30 protein-coding genes and 1 pseudogene are annotated in these 23,660 nt (G+C 38.3%); 1 reads left to right on the forward strand and 30 read right to left on the reverse strand.

The annotated features are described in order from the left end of the window. Window positions 1-83: 83 nt before the first annotated feature. A complete protein-coding gene (locus tag MUO14_RS03190) occupies window positions 84-428 on the reverse strand; it encodes a four-helix bundle copper-binding protein (protein ID WP_244753597.1) in 345 nt (114 codons plus the stop codon). 441 nt (window positions 429-869) lie between these two features. On the opposite strand from MUO14_RS03190, the gene MUO14_RS03195 reads away from it, so the two are divergent. Next, entirely contained in the window at window positions 870-1,109 is a 240-nt protein-coding gene (locus MUO14_RS03195) for a hypothetical protein (protein ID WP_244753598.1), read from the forward strand. Window positions 1,110-1,378: 269 nt separating this feature from the next. On the opposite strand, the gene MUO14_RS03200 is transcribed toward MUO14_RS03195, so the two are convergent. The 29 genes and pseudogenes from MUO14_RS03200 to MUO14_RS03335 all read right to left on the reverse strand — a co-directional run bounded on the left by MUO14_RS03200 (window position 1,379) and on the right by MUO14_RS03335 (window position 23,648). Beyond that, the gene (locus MUO14_RS03200) at window positions 1,379-1,978 is read right to left on the reverse strand and encodes a zinc dependent phospholipase C family protein (protein ID WP_244753599.1); all 600 of its coding nucleotides are present in this window, start codon (window positions 1,976-1,978) and stop codon (window positions 1,379-1,381) included. Between the two features lie 149 nt (window positions 1,979-2,127). Next, on the reverse strand, window positions 2,128-4,065 hold the full coding sequence (locus MUO14_RS03205) for a copper resistance CopC/CopD family protein (RefSeq protein ID WP_255822155.1): 1,938 nt from the start codon (window positions 4,063-4,065) through the stop codon (window positions 2,128-2,130). Between the two features lie 35 nt (window positions 4,066-4,100). After that, on the reverse strand, window positions 4,101-4,844 hold the full coding sequence (locus MUO14_RS03210; RefSeq protein WP_244753601.1) for a hypothetical protein: 744 nt from the start codon (window positions 4,842-4,844) through the stop codon (window positions 4,101-4,103). An 18-nt stretch (window positions 4,845-4,862) separates the two neighbouring features. After that, a complete protein-coding gene (locus MUO14_RS03215) occupies window positions 4,863-5,384 on the reverse strand; it encodes a TlpA family protein disulfide reductase (RefSeq protein WP_244753602.1) in 522 nt (173 codons plus the stop codon). Window positions 5,385-5,410: 26 nt separating this feature from the next. Further along, on the reverse strand, window positions 5,411-5,524 hold the full coding sequence (locus MUO14_RS24685; RefSeq protein ID WP_396265798.1) for a CcmD family protein: 114 nt from the start codon (window positions 5,522-5,524) through the stop codon (window positions 5,411-5,413). A 22-nt stretch (window positions 5,525-5,546) separates the two neighbouring features. Next, window positions 5,547-6,224 carry a cytochrome c biogenesis protein gene (locus tag MUO14_RS03220; RefSeq protein ID WP_244753603.1) on the reverse strand — a complete coding sequence of 226 codons (678 nt, stop codon included), beginning with the start codon at window positions 6,222-6,224 and terminating at the stop codon, window positions 5,547-5,549. Window position 6,225: 1 nt separating this feature from the next. After that, window positions 6,226-6,903 carry a heme exporter protein CcmB gene (locus MUO14_RS03225; RefSeq protein WP_244753604.1) on the reverse strand — a complete coding sequence of 226 codons (678 nt, stop codon included), beginning with the start codon at window positions 6,901-6,903 and terminating at the stop codon, window positions 6,226-6,228. Further along, entirely contained in the window at window positions 6,890-7,591 is a 702-nt protein-coding gene (locus MUO14_RS03230; RefSeq protein ID WP_244753605.1) for an ABC transporter ATP-binding protein, read from the reverse strand. Before MUO14_RS03230 ends, MUO14_RS03225 begins: the two co-directional genes overlap by 14 nt. Then, window positions 7,591-8,550 (reverse strand): hypothetical protein, encoded by a 960-nt coding sequence (locus tag MUO14_RS03235; protein ID WP_244753606.1) that lies wholly within the window; start codon window positions 8,548-8,550, stop codon window positions 7,591-7,593. The genes MUO14_RS03230 and MUO14_RS03235 overlap by 1 nt, the downstream gene beginning before the upstream one ends. Then, window positions 8,540-8,893, reverse strand: coding sequence for a c-type cytochrome biogenesis protein CcmI (ccmI, locus tag MUO14_RS03240; RefSeq protein WP_244753607.1), 354 nt, complete (start codon window positions 8,891-8,893; stop codon window positions 8,540-8,542). The genes MUO14_RS03235 and ccmI overlap by 11 nt, the downstream gene beginning before the upstream one ends. A 16-nt stretch (window positions 8,894-8,909) precedes the next feature. Continuing rightward, on the reverse strand, window positions 8,910-9,185 hold the full coding sequence (locus tag MUO14_RS03245) for a cytochrome c-type biogenesis protein (RefSeq protein WP_244753608.1): 276 nt from the start codon (window positions 9,183-9,185) through the stop codon (window positions 8,910-8,912). Continuing rightward, a complete protein-coding gene (locus tag MUO14_RS03250; RefSeq protein ID WP_244753609.1) occupies window positions 9,167-9,406 on the reverse strand; it encodes a hypothetical protein in 240 nt (79 codons plus the stop codon). The genes MUO14_RS03245 and MUO14_RS03250 overlap by 19 nt, the downstream gene beginning before the upstream one ends. Then, entirely contained in the window at window positions 9,390-11,387 is a 1,998-nt protein-coding gene (locus tag MUO14_RS03255; RefSeq protein ID WP_244753610.1) for a heme lyase CcmF/NrfE family subunit, read from the reverse strand. Before MUO14_RS03255 ends, MUO14_RS03250 begins: the two co-directional genes overlap by 17 nt. Beyond that, window positions 11,375-11,851 (reverse strand): cytochrome c maturation protein CcmE, encoded by a 477-nt coding sequence (locus tag MUO14_RS03260; RefSeq protein ID WP_244753611.1) that lies wholly within the window; start codon window positions 11,849-11,851, stop codon window positions 11,375-11,377. Before MUO14_RS03260 ends, MUO14_RS03255 begins: the two co-directional genes overlap by 13 nt. Before the next feature lie 453 nt (window positions 11,852-12,304). Next, window positions 12,305-12,595, reverse strand: coding sequence for a sulfurtransferase (locus tag MUO14_RS03265; RefSeq protein ID WP_244753612.1), 291 nt, complete (start codon window positions 12,593-12,595; stop codon window positions 12,305-12,307). Further along, window positions 12,592-13,137: a sulfurtransferase gene (locus tag MUO14_RS03270; protein ID WP_244753613.1), complete on the reverse strand. Its 546-nt coding sequence runs from the start codon at window positions 13,135-13,137 to the stop codon at window positions 12,592-12,594. Before MUO14_RS03270 ends, MUO14_RS03265 begins: the two co-directional genes overlap by 4 nt. 237 nt (window positions 13,138-13,374) lie before the next feature. Then, window positions 13,375-14,178: an RnfABCDGE type electron transport complex subunit D gene (locus MUO14_RS03275; protein WP_244753614.1), complete on the reverse strand. Its 804-nt coding sequence runs from the start codon at window positions 14,176-14,178 to the stop codon at window positions 13,375-13,377. Continuing rightward, the gene (locus MUO14_RS03280; protein WP_244753615.1) at window positions 14,169-14,768 is read right to left on the reverse strand and encodes a peroxiredoxin family protein; all 600 of its coding nucleotides are present in this window, start codon (window positions 14,766-14,768) and stop codon (window positions 14,169-14,171) included. Before MUO14_RS03280 ends, MUO14_RS03275 begins: the two co-directional genes overlap by 10 nt. A 314-nt stretch (window positions 14,769-15,082) precedes the next feature. Further along, on the reverse strand, window positions 15,083-15,397 hold the full coding sequence (locus MUO14_RS03285) for a DUF2933 domain-containing protein (RefSeq protein WP_244753616.1): 315 nt from the start codon (window positions 15,395-15,397) through the stop codon (window positions 15,083-15,085). A 920-nt stretch (window positions 15,398-16,317) separates the two neighbouring features. Further along, window positions 16,318-16,710 (reverse strand): prolipoprotein diacylglyceryl transferase family protein, encoded by a 393-nt coding sequence (locus MUO14_RS24230; protein WP_318036011.1) that lies wholly within the window; start codon window positions 16,708-16,710, stop codon window positions 16,318-16,320. Then, entirely contained in the window at window positions 16,650-17,144 is a 495-nt protein-coding gene (locus MUO14_RS24235) for a prolipoprotein diacylglyceryl transferase (protein WP_255822157.1), read from the reverse strand. Before MUO14_RS24235 ends, MUO14_RS24230 begins: the two co-directional genes overlap by 61 nt. 132 nt (window positions 17,145-17,276) lie before the next feature. Then, window positions 17,277-18,211 (reverse strand): annotated as a pseudogene (locus tag MUO14_RS03300) (cytochrome c oxidase assembly protein). Window positions 18,212-18,358: 147 nt separating this feature from the next. Then, window positions 18,359-18,955, reverse strand: coding sequence for a class I SAM-dependent methyltransferase (locus tag MUO14_RS03305; protein ID WP_244753619.1), 597 nt, complete (start codon window positions 18,953-18,955; stop codon window positions 18,359-18,361). A gap of 85 nt (window positions 18,956-19,040) precedes the next feature. Next, window positions 19,041-19,298 carry a hypothetical protein gene (locus MUO14_RS03310; RefSeq protein WP_244753620.1) on the reverse strand — a complete coding sequence of 86 codons (258 nt, stop codon included), beginning with the start codon at window positions 19,296-19,298 and terminating at the stop codon, window positions 19,041-19,043. Window positions 19,299-19,482: 184 nt separating this feature from the next. After that, window positions 19,483-19,677 carry an SHOCT domain-containing protein gene (locus MUO14_RS03315; RefSeq protein WP_244753621.1) on the reverse strand — a complete coding sequence of 65 codons (195 nt, stop codon included), beginning with the start codon at window positions 19,675-19,677 and terminating at the stop codon, window positions 19,483-19,485. A 25-nt stretch (window positions 19,678-19,702) separates the two neighbouring features. Further along, window positions 19,703-19,909: a hypothetical protein gene (locus MUO14_RS03320; protein ID WP_244753622.1), complete on the reverse strand. Its 207-nt coding sequence runs from the start codon at window positions 19,907-19,909 to the stop codon at window positions 19,703-19,705. Beyond that, a complete protein-coding gene (locus tag MUO14_RS03325; RefSeq protein ID WP_244753623.1) occupies window positions 19,906-21,294 on the reverse strand; it encodes a sensor histidine kinase in 1,389 nt (462 codons plus the stop codon). The genes MUO14_RS03320 and MUO14_RS03325 overlap by 4 nt, the downstream gene beginning before the upstream one ends. 1 nt (window position 21,295) lies before the next feature. Beyond that, window positions 21,296-21,994, reverse strand: a complete 699-nt coding sequence (locus MUO14_RS03330) for a response regulator transcription factor (RefSeq protein WP_244753624.1) — start codon at window positions 21,992-21,994, stop codon at window positions 21,296-21,298. Window positions 21,995-22,541: 547 nt separating this feature from the next. Next, window positions 22,542-23,648 (reverse strand): multicopper oxidase family protein, encoded by a 1,107-nt coding sequence (locus MUO14_RS03335; RefSeq protein ID WP_244753625.1) that lies wholly within the window; start codon window positions 23,646-23,648, stop codon window positions 22,542-22,544. Window positions 23,649-23,660: the final 12 nt, after the last annotated feature.

Consider the following 23,660-nt stretch of genomic DNA (forward strand, 5'->3'; position numbering starts at 1 on the left):
ACTCTATAATTATAAAAACTTTTTAATGAACACCTGTAGAGTGTCGGGAATTGTTTCCCGAAACTCTACTTAGCAGTTAAAAATCAACCAGCCATTTTACGGCATTCTTCTGCACATTGCCGGCAGATTTTTGCGCATTCTTGGCAATGCGTGTCTTTTAACTGCTCACATTCTTCTGCACATTGCTCACAAATCGTTGCACATAGGCCGCACAATTGGGGTGAAAATGCACTGTTACGCGACATATACTGTACTGATTGATTACAAATCTCAGCGCAGTCATTTAATGTTTGAATACATTTAACCCTTGTTTGTACATCAGGTTCTTGCAAGCAAGCTGTCAGACATTCTTCACATGCTCTTAGGCATTGAAAACAAGCTTCAATACATGTATCCATGTTTGACGGTGATGTTGATAATACTCCCATTTTAATACCTCCTTATCCCTAATACTTTAACCATTCTCCACATATCAATACTGAATCAATCGGCTGAATTATCTGCACTAAATCTGCAAAATTATCAATTATATTGTTAGTGAGAAACAATGAAGGAGGTCAGACATCAGTAGAAGTGTTTAGCCACCCTTACATTAAACACTCGTTCTAATAATAAAGACATCCCCCTAAATAGTGAAAGTAGCGCTAGAAAACCGACAATCCAATATATCTCCGAAAGATGATCTCTCGTTTAAGGAGTTCAACTCCTCTGTAGATAACCAGTCAGTATAATGGGTATGGGAAGGTAATTAAGTTATATGTATAGAATTAAACCGAGTAGGGGTATTTTTCAACCATCTAATAGGGATTTTCTATAAGGGGGAAATATGTTTCAAGTAGTTAACTTTATATAGGGGAGGAGGTGTGAGCATGGACTTCTTAGTACAGAATGCCTTATCCATCCTAATCACACTTACCACAATAATTTTCGCTTTAACAATCCTTAAATTTACAAGGGCAGCTCGAAGTCTTGCAAAACTTATGATCTCCTATGGAGTAATCCTTTTTATCCTCGTGTTTATAATGGATGTTACGTCAGAGTATGTTAAGTTAGGAGTTGTTCCTATAGTGACAGGGGGGATAATATTACTAGCGCTAATTTATGAATAAAGGGATGTATTATAAATACTAATCCAAGTCAAAAAGTTGATGAATGTGTATTGTGAAAGACTTAGAAAAACAATATTTTTTTGTCTGCGGTCCATTGCTTCTATTTTATCTATTCAGTGGTTATCGCCTTCCAACCTTCAGTTACATCCCACATCCTAAAAATAAGTGGAATTCTTGTTATTTTCTCCAATAATTTTATAATTCTATTGATGAAACAACTTATACATAGGTTAACGATTCTTGTCAAATAAAGCTTTGTTATGAAAACTTTATTTCCCCCTATTTGTCACCCTTTGCAGAAACCTTATTATTAAATAAACAGTTGCCAAAACAAGTAGGATGTTATTGACTATATTAAACTCTTTACCATAGTAATCCGGATTCCAGTATGAAATTGGGCTTCGTACAATTAAATCACTCAAAGGATATAAAATGGGTGTAGCATCCGTTGCATGGGTTAATAGATCTGTAAGGATATGTCCTAACCATCCCAATAAAAAAGCCTTAAGTGGAGAAAGCTTAAAACCCATTCTCCAATATACCAGACCTGAAAGAATGGTCCAAACGAGCAAGGAATGTCCAGTAAATCGTAAAATCTCTACAATGGGATGCTGAAACATTTCTAAAATAAAGTCATGTAATTGAGTCAAAGCCATGTTTGAACTATCTGAAGGAAATCCAAACATTGGCATCTTAAATAGATCTAGCAATAAAGAAAGGGTTAGTATTTCCTTCTGTACCCCTAAATACAGAAACATCACAAAATAGATAATATCTGGTGCAATTGAACCTATGACAAACCACTTAACCAGTTGCCGTTTTTTTCGAAAGATAAAATATGTCCAGAAGCCATGGTGTATTGTATTCATAAAGCACCCCCTATCGATTTATTATTTGGTACAAATACAAACCCCTGTATCATGGAAGAAACTTAGATCGGTTGTTATGTTCAGTAATTTATTTGAGGAGTATTATTTAACCAAACAAGTTTCTCCACTACAGTTCAAATATCTTTTAGTCAAATGGAAGTATTTTCGCTTTGATTACGTACTTCTCCAGGCACCACAATCGTGTATGGTAACCGAACCTCTTTCCCATTTTCCATCAGAACTTTCACTTTCATATTAATCGTTCCAGCACCATGTAGTAAATTTCCGGTCAATTTATATATTCCTTTCCCAACTTGAAACGCATTATTTTCAACTTGCCATGTAGGTGGCATACTCAGTTCGACTTTCACATTTCTAATTTTAGGGTTTTCTTTGAATTCTAACGTAATGGTATTTAACCCCATCTCTAGCGGAGTAATTTCAACATTCAAATCCAAATTATTTGGTGCTTCTGGTGTTTCCCTATAAACTCCTTGTTCAGCTGCACTAGGGTTAGCCGCAACTAAAGATGCCGCAAAAAAGAAAATGATGAGCCCATATACTGCTTCTATTCTAACTCTTTTGAAAAAGGAAAACGTAAATTTGGAACTAAGCTGCTTAACCGTTTTTCGTTGGACATATCCTATTATGATTAATAAAAAGAACAGTACGGTCTTCATTAGTAAAGACCTACCCCATTCGCTTTCTAACAGACTTTCTAATGAAGTAGAGGGCAAAAACTCGACCGTCATCCATATACCTGTAAATAGGATGACACTAACACTTATCATGGCCCAGTTAGAAAAAGAGGGACCGACTCTTTGTAGCCATTCCTTTTTCTCATGATGTTTCGGTTTGGCAATGAGTGAAAAAAGCCCCCCCATCCAAATGGCGACAGCAATAACATGAAAAGCAGTCATGATCATAGTAAAATAACCACCGTAACGTGGGTAAGAGGCATGACCGATGATAAAGGGCCATAATATTAAGGCCATACCAAATAATAATAAACGTATCTTTTTTATCCACATACCTAGGGTGAGAAGCACCACTTGTAAAATAGGGATCCATGTGAACTTTAACAATAAAAATTCTTTTATTGCTAATTCAGGAAGATCTAATCTATGATGAATAATTAGTAAAGTCATTCCTACTAGGCTGACTAGATAAAATAGAAGCTGTGTGCTCTTCTGCGGAGTTTCTTCGACCCTGTTTTTTAAGAGAATGGAATAAAACCACGATATTCCGAACAAGATTGTTAACCCAATAAATGTTAACCAATAGGCTAATTGCTTAAGTCCAAAGGAGAAACTTAGAGTCTTCCAATCAAAATTACCCGTATTTGCTTGAACGGGTGTCATCGAAGAAAACTTGTCAACTGCAAAATAAAACACATCTTGTGTGTTATTTAGAACGGTCTGCATGTCTTGATTAGCCGGTGAGGCACTCCAAGTTATTTGATAAGTCCCAGGAGAAAGCTTGTTTGAAATTGGAACAGTTATGTGCCTTGGGTTATCTGAATCGACCTGTGGTTTTTTCGTTCCAACGGGCTGATAATGATGATTAAAAATGCCAATGGCTCTTACCTCAACTGGTTGATTGAACCATAATTCTATTTGTCCCAGGGGCCCTTTGTGTATTTCTCCATCAGAAACATTTGATTTAACTAGTTTTAATTCCTCAGATTCAGACTTTGCTGCATTACTAATCGAAAATCTAAACTCCTCCTCAATGATAAACCCATCTTGAGCAATTACGTTAATTTTCACTGTGAATTCTCCAGGTGCTAATTCTTTATCTAATGTTGTGATAACATGCCCCGCATCTTTAGGATCTCGTTCAGTCTTTAAAATAGGGACTTCTTTACCCTTTGAATTGATCACCTTGATAGAACCCTCGTGAGTAACGACGGGATCTTGAAACCAAACCTCAATCGTTGAGGGTGGTTCCTCCAAAACTTTACCCCCTTTAGGGAACGTTTCTTCTAGTGAAGAATGGGCCCCTGCAGGTGAGGCATAAGCAAATAACAAAAAGAAGAACAAAATAAAGTAAGACAATATGCTTGTCCGTAAGGTAAATCTATTCATAGTAATCTACAGCTGCCTTTCTAGCTCTTTTCTAATTACTTTTGATAAAGAAAAAAGAGATTTAATGCAATTATAATAAGTGAAAATCCAAAAAATAGGTGAAGTGATTTCCTCGTGGAATGCTTCCTTAAAAAGGTATCCACTTTAAAACCGTAACCCATTATACTGAATATCCAAACAGGCACAAAAGATGTAAAAGCAAATAAAAAAGAAATGAACAAACTATTGGCTACAGATTCATTAGCTAACCATGGAGTGTATAGTCGTAAAAGGTTGATGACACCATGATCCATAAAAAGAGAGAGTATGAAACCTATTAATCCTCCCTTTAAAAATGGACCGTTCCCTATTTTTACTTTTTTCTTTTTTGCTGTTTTGTGGAAACTTTTAATAATAATAGGTGTTAGAAGGGATATCCCTAATAGCAAAAAAACTGGGACACTTAAAGGCCTTATATTCTCAAAAAAAGAAGTGACCCACGTACTCTCTGACCATAAAATAAGGCTTACTGCCAAGTAAACACTTACCAATTTACCCGTAAAGAAACCAATAACCGTTTTCCACCAATTAATCCGGTGAACCATTTCGCTAGAGATATAAGTAACAGCACCTAAGTGAGCAGCAATCTGACTAGGATAGGTACTTGCTATAGCTCCTAACAATACAGCACCTAGAAACGGTTCCCCCTCATAACCATTATGGGAGTTATATAACTCCCATAGTGGATCTGTTAAAAAATTAAACAGTTCAACAAGTTGATTAAATAAGCTTATATTCATGAATATCCCTCAAATGATTTATTTCAACGGTGTCTTTCTATACTTGTTTACTGTTTCAACCACAAATTCCGTCGTCATGGGCCCAACATGATGGTAACGGATCACTCCTTTCTCATCGATGAAAAAGGTTTCGGGTTGCCCTCTGACCCCATACGGCTTCGCCATAGAGTCGTTATAATCTAGCAGATAAGTTGACGTAGAATTAAACTCTTCAATATGTTCTTGGACGCTTACCTTCGGTTCTGCACGATCGAGGAACAACAATTTTGCCTGATCTCCGTACTGTTCCTCAAAATCTTGCAGTTCCGGTGCTTCCTCTCTACAAGGTGGACACCAGGATGCAAAAAAATTCAAAACGACAAACTGCCCTTGATAATCCGATAAGCTAACCATATTTCCATCCATATCTTCCAGAGTAAAATCAGGTGCAGGGTCCCCTATCTCAGCCGCAGTTGAGTTCTGACCTAAATTAATTGCTACATAAGTAAACCCCGCTAAAATGGCGATAAGAGAAGTGATCCGTATAATCTTCCTAAGCATTTTCCCTCCCCTTTCTTAAAAATTTTTCACTGTAACTCGTCTAACTTACGTGAAACTTTCTTTTGTTGGCTGTATAGTCGACCCATATAGAATAAAATACCAATCCATAGAATGAATACACCTACAAACAAATAAGTCATAGTTATACCGTCCTTTTCCAGGTTATTTTTTTAGTTCTTTTATTTTTTCTCGTTGGTCTTCAAGTACATAGCGATAAAGCAGTAAGGTTACGAAGAGAAACAAAAACGCAAAGATACTAAAGAATAATGTTTGAGCCATTTCTGGTGGCATGTGTACGCCTTGTTTATCAATGACCTTTGGATGGATGGTTCTCCACCACTTCACCGAAAAATAAACTAATGGTACATCAATAAACCCTATGATTCCAAAAATAGCTGAAAACTTACGATAGCGTTCTTCTCCTTGAACAGAGGTTCGAATCATCAAGTAAGCAACATAAATAAACCACATGATTAAAGATGTAACCAACCGTGGATCATCCCATACCCACCAGGCGTTCCAAACGGGTCGTGCCCAAAGGGAGCCAGAGATGAGTACAAATGTTGTAAAAACAACCCCAATTTCTGCCGATGATAACGCTAAGTAATCCCACTTCTTATTTTTTGTATATAAGTACATAAGACCAGCTGCAAATACAATCCCAAACGCAGCAAAGGCGACAAAGGCGCTTGGAACATGGAAATACATAATCCGTTGGATATGCCCCATAAATTTCTCTGTCGGAGCATAGTAAAACGCCATATATATTTGGATAACCATTAAAATTCCTGCTACTACAGTTAAAGATAACTTCATTTGATTTACATATTTTTTTATCATCCTAAACCTCCAGCAATAGATCAAATAAGAATAAAGGGACAATGGTGAAAATAAGATTATACCCGATTAATAACAAAATCCATAAGTCTTCTCCCATACCAAGTGTCGGGTATAGTGCCATTTCCGTTAACTGGATTATTGCTAAAAATAAAGGTACAGCTAATGGAAAAATCATAATCGGCACAAGCAACTCAGTGACACTGCTTGATTGTGCTAGAGTAGTGAAAAAAACACCTATTGCTACGAAACCCCAGCTTCCTAATAGAAGTGTAGCTATCAACAATCCAATGGAGTCGGGGTATGGTTGCTTTAAAAATAAAAAGAAAATGGGTACAGAAGTCATGATTACAATAAAAACGAGCAGATAATTTCCTATTAGCTTCCCTAAGAATAGCGCCCCTTTGTCCATGGGAGACACCAACAGACCTGTAATAGCTCCGTTTTCTCTTTCTGCTGACCCATACTTGCTAAAACCAAGCATAGCTGATAGCAATACAGGCAACCATAAAACACCTGGGGAAACCATTTGAATGGCCTGTGTTTTAGCATCGAATACAATCTGAAGAAATACCTGAAATAATAATGCAAAAACAACCATTGATAGCAAAAGCGACTTACTTCTAAATTCAATCCGTAAATCACGAGTTATTATTAAAGAAACTTGTCTAAGAAATATCATGTTGATTCTCCTTAAACAAGGTGTTATATAGATTTGAGAAACGAAGATAGCCTTCCCTAGTACACTTCTCCTCTAATACAATACTGCCCTTATGCATAAGAAGCGCCCGGTCACACAGTTTCCACGCATGCTCAGTATCATGGCTAACCAAAACATAGCTCATACCCTTTTTGTGCATTTGCTGTAAAAGGTCCTCAAGTATCTTTTTTGAAGCCAAATCAAGTCCATCAAAGGGTTCGTCTAAAAGAAAGTATGTCGGATAGTGAACGAGGGCCCTTGCTATAGATAACCGTTGTTTCATACCTTTAGAGTAGGAACTTACGAGTTCATGTTGAACTTGTGATAGTTCTACCTGCTCCAAAACTTGAGCAATTCCATCTTTGTCAACCTTCCCGTACAACTTCTGGTAAAATTGCAGGTTTTCATACCCGGTTAGCCCATCATATAGAAATGTTTCCGGAAACACTATCCCTAGCGATTCCTTCCATTGTCTTATCGAAATACCGACAGGGTATTTTATATTACCCGAACTGGGCTTGACCAAGGTAGACAGCACTTTAAGTAAGGAGGATTTACCTGCCCCATTGGCCCCTATTAACGCGATAGACTCCCCTTGTCTCCAATGAAGGTTGATTGATCGTAGCACGTTTTTTTCGTTCATTAATAAATTGACATTTTTTAATTCCATTATCCCTGGGACCCCTTGTTCAATTCCATTGTCACTCGAACAAGATGTTCCCTTGTTTTTTCCTTTGTCTTTTCGTACGTTCCCTCTGTTATTAGGTTGGACTGGTAATCTCTTTCCAACTGAATGATTTCTTCAAACAGCATTTCCTTTTCATCCACAAGCCATGATCGTTTGACTTTTCTATGATCCCCAGTTGTTTTTAGTAAGTCTCGCTTTAATCCTAGTAAGGCGGCTGCAAGTGCGACAATAATAATGACAATAGTAAAAGCCGCCTTTCCATAGCCAAAACCGTCATTTCCGATAATTTTCAATCCGTCTTCCGTATATTTTGCTCCTGGTTTATTTGCATTGTTCTGTTCCCCCTCTTCTGAAGGTGACTGTGTAGATGTATTCAATAATCGGAAGGAAAGCGTCCATGGTTCACCTGGGTGAACATCTACATGAGTGAAACGCCGGAATTCTTTACCGTTCATTTCAAATAGTTCAGACTGTGGCAGCAGTTCGCTTGCTGTAAATGATAAAACGCCCGTTTGAATAGCAACCTGAACCTTCTCTGTTACATAGGATTGTTCAATTGCAAATTGGGAAGAGCTATTGAACATGGGCATCTTATAAAAAACAACGAGTTGTTTTTCTTTTCCACCATCAAGACCGGTCTTATCAATGATTCCTTTTGCTGTTTTCTCGATATTTTCCTCTGTTAATCCTTCTCCAAGCTGTAAATCAGCATAATCTTCTGGAAGATAAATGGGTAGTTTTTCTTCTTTTTGCTTCCCGTTATTCTTAAAACTCATACTTTGAACAACTTGGATGGTGTTTTCATCGACTGGGAAGACGACCATGGTCTGATTAGTTATCCGAACAGGATACTTACTATCTGCAAACGCTTGGGATGGATAAATCATAAAAGAAAATATAGCCATGATGACAAGGATATAGGGAAATTGTCTAACTTTCATAACGGCCCTCCGTCTTGGGTTCCAACCCGTTTTTCTTTAAACGAATTCTTATTTGATGATCTACCTCTGCTTGCGTTTGTTCTAATCTGCTTTCCGTTGGTTGAACAAACTTTGTAGCTTTAGCGGTTAATTCACTTTTCGATTTGTTAAAATCAGATTCAGACAGCTTCCCCATCTGAAAGTCATATTCTAAATCAGCCAACTGAGAAAAAATATATTCTTTCTCCTGGTCGTCACTTCCTTGATCCCTGAAGATCTGGTTTTCAGACCTTTTGGATAAAAAAGGAGAAAGAATAATCATTAATATGACTACTCCTAATATGATAATAATCGTTGTTGGCATTCGTACTCTCCCCTTCTTATAACCAGTTCTTTAATTCTTCCTGAACCTTTAATTCATCCTCTTTTGTAAATGCTTGGGAACGACTTTCTTCTTCTGAATCATTGGGTTTCTTTTTCACCCACCGATAAATAAGGATTGCAACAAGTACACCACCCAATACCATAACTATTCCCGGAAGAAGCCAGGGGATTAGATGGAGCCCTTCTGCAGCTGGGGCAGCTAAGATACGTTCACCGTATTTTTGAACCAAATGATCGATAACTTGTCCCTTGTTCATGCCCTGTTCAAGCAAGCCCTGAATTTCCCCCGAACTTCGTAAGCACTAGATCGCTGGCAGTAATCAGCCGTCCGCGAGTCTGTACAACCCGGTGGATGGATTTCTTTTGCTACGTTCAATACCTCACTTCTTGTCACAGACAATTTATCCTCAAGTGCAAGACCCTGCCGTGGAAAAATGGTTATAAACAAGATCGTGGTTAAATATAGATAGAACCTTTTAAGTTTTACTGCCATTTTGTATCGACTCCATTTTCAACCGAGGGATTTCTCTTACTCTACGGGATCTTTCTGGCCATAACGCGATTAAGGAACCAAGAATTAATAGGTATCCCCCAAACCATGTCCAAGAAATAAGAGGGAAAATCTTTACTTGAATAATGGCTTTCCCACTTTCTTCTACCCAACCATTTAGAACGACATAGAGGTCTTCCTTTAAGGTGCTGACGACCGAAACTTCAGTTGCCGGTTGGTTTCCATTCGTGTAGTACTCTTTACTAGGACGGATCACACCCATTTCTTTACCACCTTTCTCAACAAGAAACTCTGCATATACGATTCGCTTTAAATCCGTTGTTGTTTCTCCTAGCCCTCGATACTCCAGAGTGTACTTGCCAACGTCCATTTTTTCTCCTGTATTAAGACCCCGTTGTAAATCTACAGAAAAAGCACTAGCTCCTGTTAGTCCAATGACAATAAAAACAATCGAAAGGTGCGCAATATAGCCACCATATCTTCTTCTGTTTTTTACAAATAACATAAGAAAAGAACGGATAAGGCCTTCCCCAGTTGCTTTCATCCTTGCTTGGACAGCGTTAGAAAACTCAAGTATGATCGTCATCATTACAAATAAAGCACTACTAATCGATAAAACAGCCATCCAGTTATTAATACCTATAGCTATTAATCCGACCGCTATGATGAATGCAATGACAAGGGGCACCCCTAGATTATACTTCAATGCCTTTAAACTGGATCGCTTCCAAGCTAGAACAGGGCCGATACCCATGGCTAGAATTAACGCAATAAATATCGGAACATTCACACGGTTGAAGTAGGGGGCGCCAACCATCACTTTTGAACCTGTGACCACTTCCGAAAGTACCGGATAGACCGTACCCAAAAACACAGTAAAGGCTGATACGACGAGTAAAAGATTGTTCAACAAGAAACCGCTTTCCCTTGAAACGGGGGACTCAAATTGGCCATCTGCTTTTAATAAGGACCAACGTGATGAAGTCAAGGCTAGTGAACCAACTAATAATACGCCAATAAATCCTAAGAAGTAGGCTCCAATCGGACCGTTCGCAAAAGCATGAATCGACCAAAGCAGACCACTACGCGTTAGAAAGGTTCCAAATATAGTAAGAAGGAACGTCGTAGTCACAAGCGATATATTCCATCTTTTCATCATTCCTTTTCTTTCCTGAATCATCGCTGAGTGAAGAAAAGCTGTGCCTGTCAACCAAGGTAGTAAGGAAGCGTTTTCTACAGGATCCCAGGCCCAGAACCCTCCCCATCCTAATTCAACGTAAGCCCACTGAGAACCATAAATAATTCCGATACTTAAAAATAACCACGAGACTAATGTCCAACGTCTAGTTACTTTTAGCCAAGTAGCATCAACTTTCTTCAACATTAAAGCTGCCATGCCATAAGCAAACGGAATAGCAAACCCGATATACCCCAAATAAAGCGTAACCGGATGTACGGCCATTCCCGGATTTTGTAGCAGTGGATTTAATCCATTTCCTTCACTTACTTCCTCGGGATTTAAGGCAAATGGGAATTCAATCGTATTGAGGATAAGAAGAAAAAACAAATTGATGACCAACAAGAAAATGGATACCCACGGTAAGTATTGATCGCTTTCTCTATGTTTGGACCATGTGACTAGTGCGGTATAAATGCTGAGGATCCATAACCAAAGTAATAGGGAACCAGCATTCCCTCCCCAAAATGCAGAAATTTTGTAAAAGAGCGCCATGTCTGTACTTGAGTAATGAGCAACATACTCATAGTCAAAATTTCCGATAATTAATAAGTAAATCAGAGATCCAGATGCAAGCGTTGTGAGTCCTGCTAGTATCAGTACGGAATGTTTCGCACTCCGTAGCCACTTTCCACTACCGGTTCGTATCGCTATTAAATGCGAAATCAAACCGTAAGAAACAATTATCAGTGCAAATATAAGGGCCCAGTGGCCTATTTCTCCCATTCCTCGTAACCACCTTTTTGTGTTTTTTCTGATTCAGGATGACTAGGTGGAGGTTCTTGCCCTTCTTTCTCCATCGCTTCATATTTCGAAGGACATTTCACTAACAATTCGGAAGCAACTAATGTACCATCTTCTGTTAGCTCACCTTCTACAATGGCCTCCCAGCCATCATTTAACGTGTCGGGTTTAACTCCTTCATACTTGATAGGGACGCGATAAGTGCCCCCATTTTCCCCACGTAACTCAAATGTTAGCAAGATCTTATCTGCATCAAATTGAACCGACTCGCCGACAATCTTTCCGCTAACCTTGATAGGCTTTCCAATTGCCTGTTCTTGCTTGGCCTTCAGCTCGTCCACTGTCATATAAAATGTAGCAGCATTTCCGATGCTGGTATAAATCAGCGTCCCTATTACACCAAAGAAAAGACTTGCCACGAGAATTAATTTCCATCGTCTTTTCATATAACCACCTCGTCCTCTTCGTTTTTGTTTCCTTTTTCCTGCATGGACAAAATCCCTATTTGGAAAACCAAATAAATATTCCCTTTGAGCTTTACCCTTATTGGATTATAGTCAAAAAATATGTATATTTTATGAGGAAAGCCAAACATTTTCATACCAAAAAGATTAACGGATATAATTGGCTTGAATAACACAAAACCCAGCGCCTTCATAAAGCTGCTGGGTTTTGTGTTTCTATTCTTCTAAGACTGCTTTTGTTCGGAGATACTCATCCATTGTGATCTCACCGTTTGCTAGACGAATTTTTAATTGATCAATGGGAGTTAAATTTGAAGACCTTGCGCTTCTTTCTTTTTTAGATTCTTTTGAGGAACCATCCCACGCTATCTCTCACCTTAATTTATTTCACATTATCATGTACCTTTGAAAACCATCCAATACCTAAAAGAAGGGCTACCGTTCAACAGGCACGCCGACCATACTGCCCCACTCTGTCCATGAACCATCGTAATTACGGACATTTCTATAGCCGAGTAATTCGTGCAACACGAACCATGTATGTGCAGACCGTTCTCCAATACGACAATAAGTGATGACTTCTTTATCAGGGGTTACACCTTTATCAGCATAGATATCTCTCAATTCCTCCGTTGATTTGAAAGTACCATCATCGTTTGTTGCCGTCTTCCAAGGAATGTTAACCGCACCAGGAATATGGCCACCGCGTTGTGCGGTTTCCGTCATACCCGGGGAGCGATGATCTCACCTGTAAACTCTTGAGGGCTTCGAACGTCGATAAATGCTGTTGCACTCTTGAGTGCACCAACTACGTCTGGACGTAGCGCGCGAATGGACGGATGAACCTCTTTTGGTAACGGATAGTTAACTCCTTCAACACTGAAATTTTCCTCTGTATAGGAGCGTCCTTCCTTTTCCCATTTTACGCGCCCACCATTAATAAGCTTCACCTTTTCGTGACCAAACATCTTCAACTGCCAATAAGCAAACGCAGCGAACCAGTTATTGTTGTCCCCGTATAGCACAATGAGTGTGTCAGGTGTAATACCCGACTGCTCGAGCAATTCCTTCATTTGGTCTTGATCTAAAATGTCACGGCGAATCTGATCGTTCAACTGTGTCGACCAATTCCAGGCAATCGCCCCTTCGATGTGGCCGGACTCATAAGCCCTATTGTTTACATCTACTTCAACAAGCTGTACATTTGAATCACTTTTGTGATCATCCGCCCACTGCGTTGAAACAAGAGTTTCGTTACATCTCTCCATACGTCTCATTCCTTTCTTTTCTCCAGATTATTCAACTATATGATGACATCACCACTAAAGGGGTATGAATGTCCAGAAAGTTATCCTATTAACTTTCTATTCATAGACTGACAAAAAAATTTGGTGAAAGTGTGAAGACTCCTAATTTTATATAAAGATAGTGAAATGGATTAACCTTTTCATGGCTTTAAACCCCTATTCAATCACACTGATATACAATCATTTCTTTCACGTTTTTCAATTCGTCTTAACAGAGGCTTGCTTTCCTTTAGACATGCTAAGGTCACGGACCCACTTCCAAAGGAACTGTCCTAAACATATGATAGCTAAACTAATGAACAAAGCGCTATGGATGTTCAGGTGGATGATGACCTGAGAAGTCAAAGCGATAGAAGATCCAAAGTAGATCTGTTTCTTTACATCCTTTGGGGATGTCTTTGGATCAGTGATCATGTTAAATGTAAAAACAAATAATCCGGCCCACATAAAAGAGCTAAAACTTGCATTCAAAGCATCAGTCCAAATTATGTGGCGTATCCACTGGATTCCCACAAAGCTAAAAAAGAACGATAATACGAGTGGTAAACGGTGGACCTTATGAACCAAATACAGTCCTCCTAAAGACATCACAGCAAGAATCCAAAGATAGAATCCCCATTGGACAGGGTCTGTGGAGGTTGTAAGTGGAAACAGAACGACAATCATCGAAATTCCGATGTTGGAAGGGTTAAAAATATGACTCTCCCGGTACCGAAGCAAATGTTTGAAGCCGATGGCCACAAGCGAAGCCATTATAAACGGAATAACCGTATCCGCCCGTAACACCAAAACGATACCAAGACTGGTGATTACCGCACTGTGCGGCCACATGACCGTTCCATTTTTCAAATATACAAAAAACCATTCCAACAAGATACATACAGTTAGCGTCACAACCATTTGTATAACTGTGAATTGAAGTTGCAATAACATTTTTCCGGTTAACGCATACGTACCAAGGAGCATAATCTGCATGATACGCGGGTCTCGAATCACTCCCATACCTTTTGTAACTCCTCATTAACCGATTCGATAGGGACATACATTTCTTGTGGAGAAATTTCATACCAACGTACAATCCCTTCCTGATCGATGACAAAAATCGAGTGGGTATCTACCGGACCCATGTCCATCCCACCAGGCACATCCGTCACACCATATGGTTTCCCTACCCTCTGGTTCGGATCATACAATATAGGGACTTGAATGTTATACTTTTGTACAACCTGTTTAGACATCCTAAGGGGATCTGTAGTGATGGCTAGGATTTTCGTATTGTGCTTCGCATATTCTTCAACTTTTTCATTCAGCCCAACGAGCTGATCCACACAGGCTTGTCAGCCATTTCCTTCATAAAAGTATATGACCACGTTTTTTCCTTTGTAATCTGCTAAGGAGATGGGTCCCTGGGTAGATTCCAAAGTAAAATTAGGGGCTTTGGTTCCTACCGGAACCCCGGCTTCATTGGTATTAGTGATTTGTTTCCCCTGGATGAATCCTAAAACTGTTAGAATCAATACTAAGCCGACAATACCGGATAACCAGAGCGTCCAGCTTTTCCCTTGTCCTTTTTGATTTTTATTGTGCTTCATAACCTGCCTTCCTTTCTAATGAATGTTGTCTATTGGTTTGTAATCCGATAACCCAACAACTATTTTACTCCCTGTGAAAACTTACAATTGGAGCACTATGATTTAAACAAAAAAATGTGTAGATTTTGTGAGGTTGATGTAATTCCATGAGTTATTCCTAGATATAAAAGAGGTGATCGAACACACATAAATCTTATTTCTACAGATGAATCACTACGTTTAGCAAAGTGTATAGAAGGCTTATCAGAACGAAAAGGCGAGCAGGCTATGCCTCCTCGCCTATCGCCTAATCCGTGTTGATCCCATACAGCCATTTACGATACTTCTGTATTCGTCTTTTTTTCTTGCCCTTCTTTTATTCCGACTACATTTTTTGTGGGGGATTCTTTCGATGACTGGGTTTCTTTCATGTCTTTGATTTCCTTCATCAATTTTTGGTTTTCTTCCATCAATTCGGCCATTTTGATTTGGAGAGATTGAACATCCTGGGGAGAAGTTTTTGGCTGAATTTCCGCGCTTTTTGTTTCCTTACCTTTTTCGCCCCTGTCTTTGTTACCGCTAAACATCCCTTTCATACAGAACATCATCATCAACGGACAAGCTAACAGGATAAGTAACTCCCAACTCATCTGTCTTACACCCCCTTTTAATTTAGGTGTTTTTAGTATAGGCCATAAATGTGGGAAAAGTTTGAGGAAATCAGATATAATGATTTAATTTATAAAAGATTAAAACCACCAATTCCATCACAGACCTGGTAATTCTCCAAATGTCCCTTCCCTTTAGCCAGTCGAATCTTCAACAGGTCCAATGGGATAACTGATCATGTTTAATTTCATTTTAATTGATCATAAAATCTTGTTTATAGGATTTTGACTTTGTCCTATATATCTTGTAAGGGGGTATTACCAAAAATGGAATGGCGATGGAAACAATCGGGCAATTAGCGGAGTTTCAATTTTAATTTGCATTAATGGTTACTTTTTTGACTGGCATTTTGACGAGTTTTAATCCGTGTATGCTCGAATATGGCAACTAGTATAACGGCATTTAAAGAACATAAAAAAGAAAAACCCTTTTCCCATTATACTGACCTGACCTTTATGCTTTCTATTACCTTAACGATACTTGGTGTGATTAGCAGTTTTTTTGGGGAGATGGATAAAATGGAACAAATGAAACAAATGATGATGGAGCATATGAAGACAACCAAACAAATTGAACAAAAACTGGATATGATAGATAAACGTCTAAAGAGAATGGAAGGAATGATGAAGCTTTAGTCATGTGGCTATCGTAATTCTTGCTCGTTAATCCACATTAATAAACCTTTTGTTGAGAAACTTCCAAAATGTTAGGACTCTACAGGAGTAAGCAAAACAACCTGTTCTCCATCTAAATTGCTTACCCTCCTTCAGTTGACCATTACTACATAATATCTTTTTATTGTAATTAATAAAAAACGAGCAATGGCTATATAACTATCCACTGCTCGTTTTTCTAGATCCTCACTATCTGTCTAATGACATCAGGAATGTTTTGCTATTTGTCACCCTTGTACTCCGTAATAAAGAAGTAAGGAAAAAACCATAATGGATATCACAAATAATCCAGTTTTGATATATTCACTTTTTTTAATTGGATTATCCTTATCGACTGATTCACTTCCCTTACGGTATCTGATAAGGAAAATGGCAACAGTAATACCTATTAAACTCATGATATGACTTACACTAAAAGGACCAATAACCATAGGGTTTATTCTAGCAAATTCCACGATACCACGAATAGTCATATATCCAATCAGATAATGCAAGAAGACCTGACCATTATAGGAAGTCACTTTCAATCGTAACCATAAATAACCGAACAGGAGGTAGTCTAATAAAAACTCATACGCTTGAGCGGGATGCAACAGTTCCCCATTATCTCCATCCCCCAAGGAAGAGTACTAGAAATTGGACCGCCAAATACATCACACCCAATCCTACTTATACCTTGCGCCAAAATTAACGATGGTGCAACGAGATCCAGTGTTCTCCAGATTGGCAACTTATGACGCTTTAATAATAAATAACCGACCAATAATCCACCTATAATCCCACCGTGAATGGATAGTCCGCCATTTTGGATAAAAAATACTTGTATAGGGTTGACCAAATAATATGAAGGATTATACACGACTATATAAACAGTCCGTGCTCCTATGATGCCACCTATTAATGAATACAGAACAATGTCCGTTAGTAAGTTGTGATTTAAATTTCTTCGTTTGGCTTCCCTTATAAATAATAAAAGGCCTACCAACGCACCAAGGGCTATCATCAAACCAAAAAAGTGGATCGTAATAGGACCAAAACTAAATAGGGGTTTCATCTGAAATTCCTCTTTTCATAAATGTTTTACATGTTAATTTTTAACCACTCAGATAAGGAGCCACATCTATTGTTACTAGGTTTTCTCGCTAGGTCCTGCCTTTTTAAATACAGTAATCAAATAACCTAAATGTCACTCTACTACCACATTTGGATACTCATCAACTTGCGCATCCTTCGCTCTCTCCAATCTCGCCCATTTAAAAAATACATAGGCTATCACGGTACCATAGGAAAACTCCTGAACGACCTTCATAATGATTCCCCCTAGTCGCTGATCCTGTAGGTCGGTAAACCATGGGAAAAGTTGGGGTGCTTCAGATATGGAAGGATATATCACATCACCCCAAAAATAATTAAAGCACAGGCTGGTGTAATTAATATTCCGTTCGCAAACATATAACCAATCTTCTTTATATAGGACATTTCATTAATCTTATCTTCCGGTGCAAACACCTGAATCCACATTAAAAAAGCAGATGCAGTTAAGACTAGATGCAAGATTTCCAATAAAATAAATTGGCCCGAAAAATATTCGTATACTGAGGGTATATGGTAAAAGGACCAAAGTACGTTAAATAACAGTAAATTAAACAAAGGAGATTTTAAAATACGTAAGAACCTTGGTTTAGATAACTTTTCATCCAAAAGTTGATAAAATTCCTGTGGCATGCCTAATAAAATGAGAGGAGGCATGACGATATACATAAAAGACTGCTGGAGCATATGCGCACTAAATAAAAGATTATTGGATAAGATAGCAAGAGGGCCTGCTAGTGAAATATAAATGGTTAATAAACCCAGGAGAAAACATATTTTTTTCTTAAGATTACGCTCTCCTAAACGTGTATTTGATATTTTACGCATTGTTCGAAGATAAACAATGTAGACCACTATTAAGGAAACAAGTAAGATTGGATTCAATATCTCAAACCATGTGTACTGTTGAAATAAATTTTCGTCTCCATTTGCCCTTACTTCTGGGTTGTGAGCAAATGTTTGAATCGGTAAAAAGGCAAATAAAAATAGTATTAAGCCTAATATTTTAAGATGATTTTTTACTTTCATGTTTGTAACCCCCTTGTTTTGACTTTTTCTAACTTACACATTGTTAATATGGAAAAATCTATGTAAAAACATAAGCTTAGTTTGCTTCTCCCTATCTGTGAGACAGAGGTTGCCACTACACCCCTTTTATGTGGAAGGTTATTGATGTCATTGTGTGTTGTTTGAACATTCTATAGCTAAAAAAAGCCCTCTATATAGAGAATCGACTCTTGAAATCGATACATTCATACTTTTTAATAACCCTAAAGTATCTCGATTTAAGTGACATCCATCACACATCCGTAGCCATATAGGAGTTAATCCATCTTGCATTCTCCCTAGTAGGGGATGATCCATCCTTACATGTTCAAAAAGGAATAAGCTCGCTTCCGGTTTACTGACCCTCTGGATTTCTTTGATAGCCTGTACAGGGTCTGGAATCGTACAAAACACAAGCGTGGCTACTACGGAGTCAAATGTATTATCGTCAAATGGAAGTTTTTCCGCCTGGACTGAGTAGGTTTGAATTCTCACTTGGGATTGTTTGATACGTTTAAGTGATTGTTTCCTCATCAAAGGGTTGGGTTCGATTGCATCTACCCGTGCTGCCTTCTTATAGTGAGGAAAATTCACACCTGTACCTGAGCCGATTTCTAGTACTCTCCCCGTTGCTTCGTTTACGAGTGTTTTTCTAACCTTTTTGAACATGGCCTGTTCCAAAGGGGTCATTGCTATATCATAAATCCGCGAAAACCATTTTCCCATTTCGATTCACCTCTGTATATCACCTTTAGATTAAAATAAGGCCTCACAGAATGAGGCCTTATCCTAAATAGGGGGGGTTAAAAACTCACTTACTTCCTTTGCCATCTTCCTGGGATTCCATAAAATTACCGCAGGTCCTCATCATCTTTTGTCCCTCTGGTGAATTCATGGCTTCCATCATTTGGGACATGTTTCCATTTTCCATCATGTTCATCATTCCGTTCCCGTTCATCATGCTGCCCGTTCTGTCACTTTCTGATTCTTCAGCTAATACACCTTGTCCTACAACCAATACCGCCGCCAAGGAAAGCGACAAAACAAAAGGTACTCTTTTTAGTTTCATGGTTTTTCCTCCTTTCTTTCTCTACAGTTTTAGTGTAAACAAAGATTTTGTTGATTTTGTGAGGATTAATAAATAGTTCCACATTTTATTTAAACCCGATTTCTACCTTAATGTTACTTAGGATGGAATGGTACAATAAAGGGTGAACTTATACACATTTGTCATACTTGTGAATGCATATAAACTATCTTTCTAATGTGTTCTTTCTCTCCTCATATTCTTGTTCACTAATCTCACCTTTTGCATATCTTTCCTTGAGAATTTGCAGTGATGGATCTTCTTTTCTTTCAAATGATTTGGTTATTAATTGAATAATCCCATAAATAATGAATCCTATAATAATGATCCATATAATCATACCAATTGGGCCCATCATCATATACCTTCACTCCATTTAAGTTAAATTATTTATCCTTTCTTTTCTTTAGAAACAAGATATATATAATCCCTATAATTAAAATCGGTATGCCCATCCACAGACAAAGCTGTATGAACGTTTTCAGATAGGTCTCTATCGATTCAGTCCCCCACATCACTGTGGAGGAAACGGTTAGACAAATCAAACCTATTAAAATCAGCAGCGCTGCTATTAACCATTCTATTTTTTTCATGTTGCCTCCTTACCAGCTACTGGGAAACGTAGCTCAAATCTCGTTCCTATACCCACCTGGCTACTCACTGAGATCTCCCCATGCTGGAGTTCAACCAAATTCTTTACAATAGCCAATCCTAAACCTGTCCCCCCCAGATCTCGCGACCTAGACTTTTCGACACGGTGGAAACGTTCAAAAATGAGGGGAAGTTCTCCCTCTGGAATTCCAACACCCGTATCCTCAATAATCACATGTACATGATCTTCTTCATGCCAAACATCAACATGAATGGATCCTTTTTTCGTATACCGAAGGGCATTAGCTAACAGATTGGTGAAGATTTGTTCCATACGGATGCCATCAGCCTCTATATCAGGGACACCATTGTCTATTTGACCTTTTAATGTTAATCCTTTTTTCTCTATTTCTATTTTAACTTTTAAAAAGGAGGTTTCTAAAACCTCTGCAAGGTTGAGGTTCGACATTTGAAGTTCTATTTTCCCTTCTTCCATTTTTGACAATTCAAACAAGTCATTGATTAGCCTAACCATCCGATCTGTTTCATTTTCAATAATGTTAAGATACTGCAACCTTTCCTGCTCCGTTTGATAAAGACCTTGCTTCAACACCTGGGAATATCCCTTTAGATACGATATGGGGGTGCGTAATTCATGTGATACGTTGGCAAAAAATTCTCTTCGATTACTTCGATATCGATTTGTTTCAAATGCAAGATCATTAATCGCTCTCCCTAATGAACCTAATTCATCGCCAGAAGAAATATCCACCCTTGTATCCAAATTCCCTTTTGAAATTTCCCGAGTCGCTTGTTCCATTTCCAATAATGGGTCTGACATTTTTTTGGATAGTACAAATGTAAATCCAAGGGCTAAAAATAGCGCACCTACAGCCGACAATATGAGCAAATCTCTAATTTTACCAACAGGTTCTTGAATATCGTTTATGGGAGCCAAGACAAAGAAAACGCCCTTAAACGTATTCGATTGAATAATGGGATGACCAGACCCTAAGTAACTATTCTCTCTATTCGAATTATCAAATCTTTTTTGGAGGGGCTTCCCTCCTGATAATTGTTTGATGTCTTCCTTAGATAGAGTGGGATTCTGGACACCAGAGTTAACGATGACTTTTCCATCTGGATCTATAATTAAAATTTCTTTATTCGTTAAATCAGCAAGTGTTTTAAACATACTGGTAAAATCCTCGTCTTCAAGCGAAGTGATTGTAAGTGCAAACTTATGAGAAAGGTCTTCGATATCTTCTTGAACTTGACTATAATAAAAATTGGTGAATATTTGGTTGGCAACATATCCTAATGGCAGTAACACAATTAGAAACAATGCCATAATGGTCCCGCCAAGTTTTAGAACAACTTTATTCATCTTACTTCCAATCCTCTGAAATATTAAATTTGTAACCTACACCCCAAACCGTCTTTATAGGATTATATGATAGTCCTATCTTTCGTAGCTTTTCCCTTATATTTTTCACATGTGTATCGATGGCTCGTAAATCGCGAAATTCACCTGGAGACCAAATGCTGTCTAATAAAATTTCTCGAGTAAACACTCGCTTCTGTTGGCTAGCGATTAAATAAAGAATATCAAACTCTTTTGGAGTTAGCTCAACTGGAGATTCCAAAACCTTAACTTCCCTACTCTCCTCATTAATTGATAAATTTTCAAAATGTAAGAAAGTATCATTTGTTTCCTCATTGATTTTCTGGCGGCGAAGTAAGGCTTTGACTCGAGCAACTAATTCCTCAGAAGCAAAGGGCTTAACCAAGTAGTCGTCCGCACCAAGATTTAGACCGTGTACTCGATCCTTAATATCATTTCGAGCCGTCAACATTAGAATAGGCATTTGTTTAGTTTGGCGTATGGTTAAACAAACTTCCCACCCATTAATATCTGGAAGCATGATATCCAAAACCATTAAATCGTAAGGGCTTTGCTGAGCCATTTGTATGGCTTCGTTACCATCTTTGGCTTCATCAATTTGATATTTCTCTTTAGACAAATAGATCTTAACTAAATTCCTCATGTTCCATTCATCATCAACAACAAGGATTCTATAATCCACTCTACACCCCTCATTTGTTTTTAAAGGCCATATTAAATTTAAATATTTTAACATGCCTTTTGATTTTCTCTCAATTGTAACAACAATACCTAGATTCTCCACTTACGAGGCATTTAGATCATCTGTGCACCCCAATAATATATTGTCTCTTCACTAGCGTCCTCTTCTTTACTATGAACAAGAACTTGAAGTGGTATTAGGATTAAGCCGCAATTAACGATAAGATGCACATCTCTTCATTAATATCTTTTATATTCCCCAGTCTAGTTGATTTATATAGAACATTTACTATTGTACACAAAATTTTTGAGGAATTTATGTGGCTGGTTCAACAAACGCTAACAAATTGAAAGTTACACAGGAGAACGGAGAGGGGATATATGGTTGAAATAGTTATAAATTAATGAATAAGGAAAAGTACAAATCACTAATTGGTGATTTGTACTTTTCGAATTCTCCTATCTATTTACTTCCTTAATTGCACTCAATCAAGTACATTAACGTCAAATGAGCAATACTATGATTGTCGGTTCTGTTATATCAATTATTATTCAGTAACTTCAATGATGGTGAACATACCGCCTGTTTCACCATTAGCATTCATGGTGTGGTGAGGTTTGTGACAATGGATCGGCCATTTGCCAAGGTTTTCAGCAGTGAACTCAACATCCCATGTTTCCCCTGGTGCAATATTGATAGTATTTTTTTCAAGTTGGGCTGCTTTGCTAATACGATTGCCATCCGCCGCAACGACTTTAAAATCATCACCGTGCATATGCATAGGGTGAGAATTGCCACTTAGGTTTGTAAATCGAATACGAACGGTCTCACCTTTTGTAACCTTGATCGATTCCGTTGAAGGGTAAGATTTGCCGTTAATCGTAAACATGTTCGGCTCCATTCCCATAGGATTAATCTCATAGACCCCTGATTTGTTTCCATCCGCCTTCATACTGTCATCGTCATGATTCTCGTCGCTGTTTTCTTGCTCCATATTCATGCCATTCCCCGTGTTCATATCCATAGATCCATGACCACCTGCACCTTTTAGAGTCCATTCCTGCAACATCATGACAATATCTCTATCTACTTGTTGATTTTGTTTTTTAGGTTGAATGACAAAAGATCCTGCCAAGCCCATTAACTCCTGTTTAGACACATTTGTATGCGAATGGTACATGTACGTGCCTGATTGTTCCAACTTAAATTTATAAGTGTAAGATTCACCTGGTTCAATTTTCGGAGAATCCTGTACCATTGGCACACCATCCATATCATTTGGAACCTCAAGTCCATGCCAATGTATAGATGTTGCTTCAGGTAGATTGTTGTTAACGGTGATCTCTACTGTGTCGCCTTCTTTGGCCACCAGTGTTGGCCCAGGACTGCTACCATTGTAACCCCAAGCTTTTACCTTATAGCCATCGATGAATTTTTGAGTCACAGGTTCGGCCGTTAACTCATACTTCCTGACCCCATTTACCTTTTCCCCACTCATTGTTTCCAGGCCAGGTGATTCAATATCTGCGTATTTGGCTGGGGGCTTATCTGAAGAATCATTTTGAGCCTCAGACGGAATAGCCCATTGGTTAAAGGCAAATATAGCACCTAATACTATTGTCATTGTTAGGATAGTGACCCATTTCTTATTCATACTTTCAACTCC

Origin of the sequence: Halobacillus shinanisalinarum (assembly GCF_022919835.1) — a bacterium.
Taxonomy (GTDB): Bacteria; Bacillota; Bacilli; order Bacillales; family Halobacillaceae; genus Halobacillus_A; species Halobacillus_A shinanisalinarum.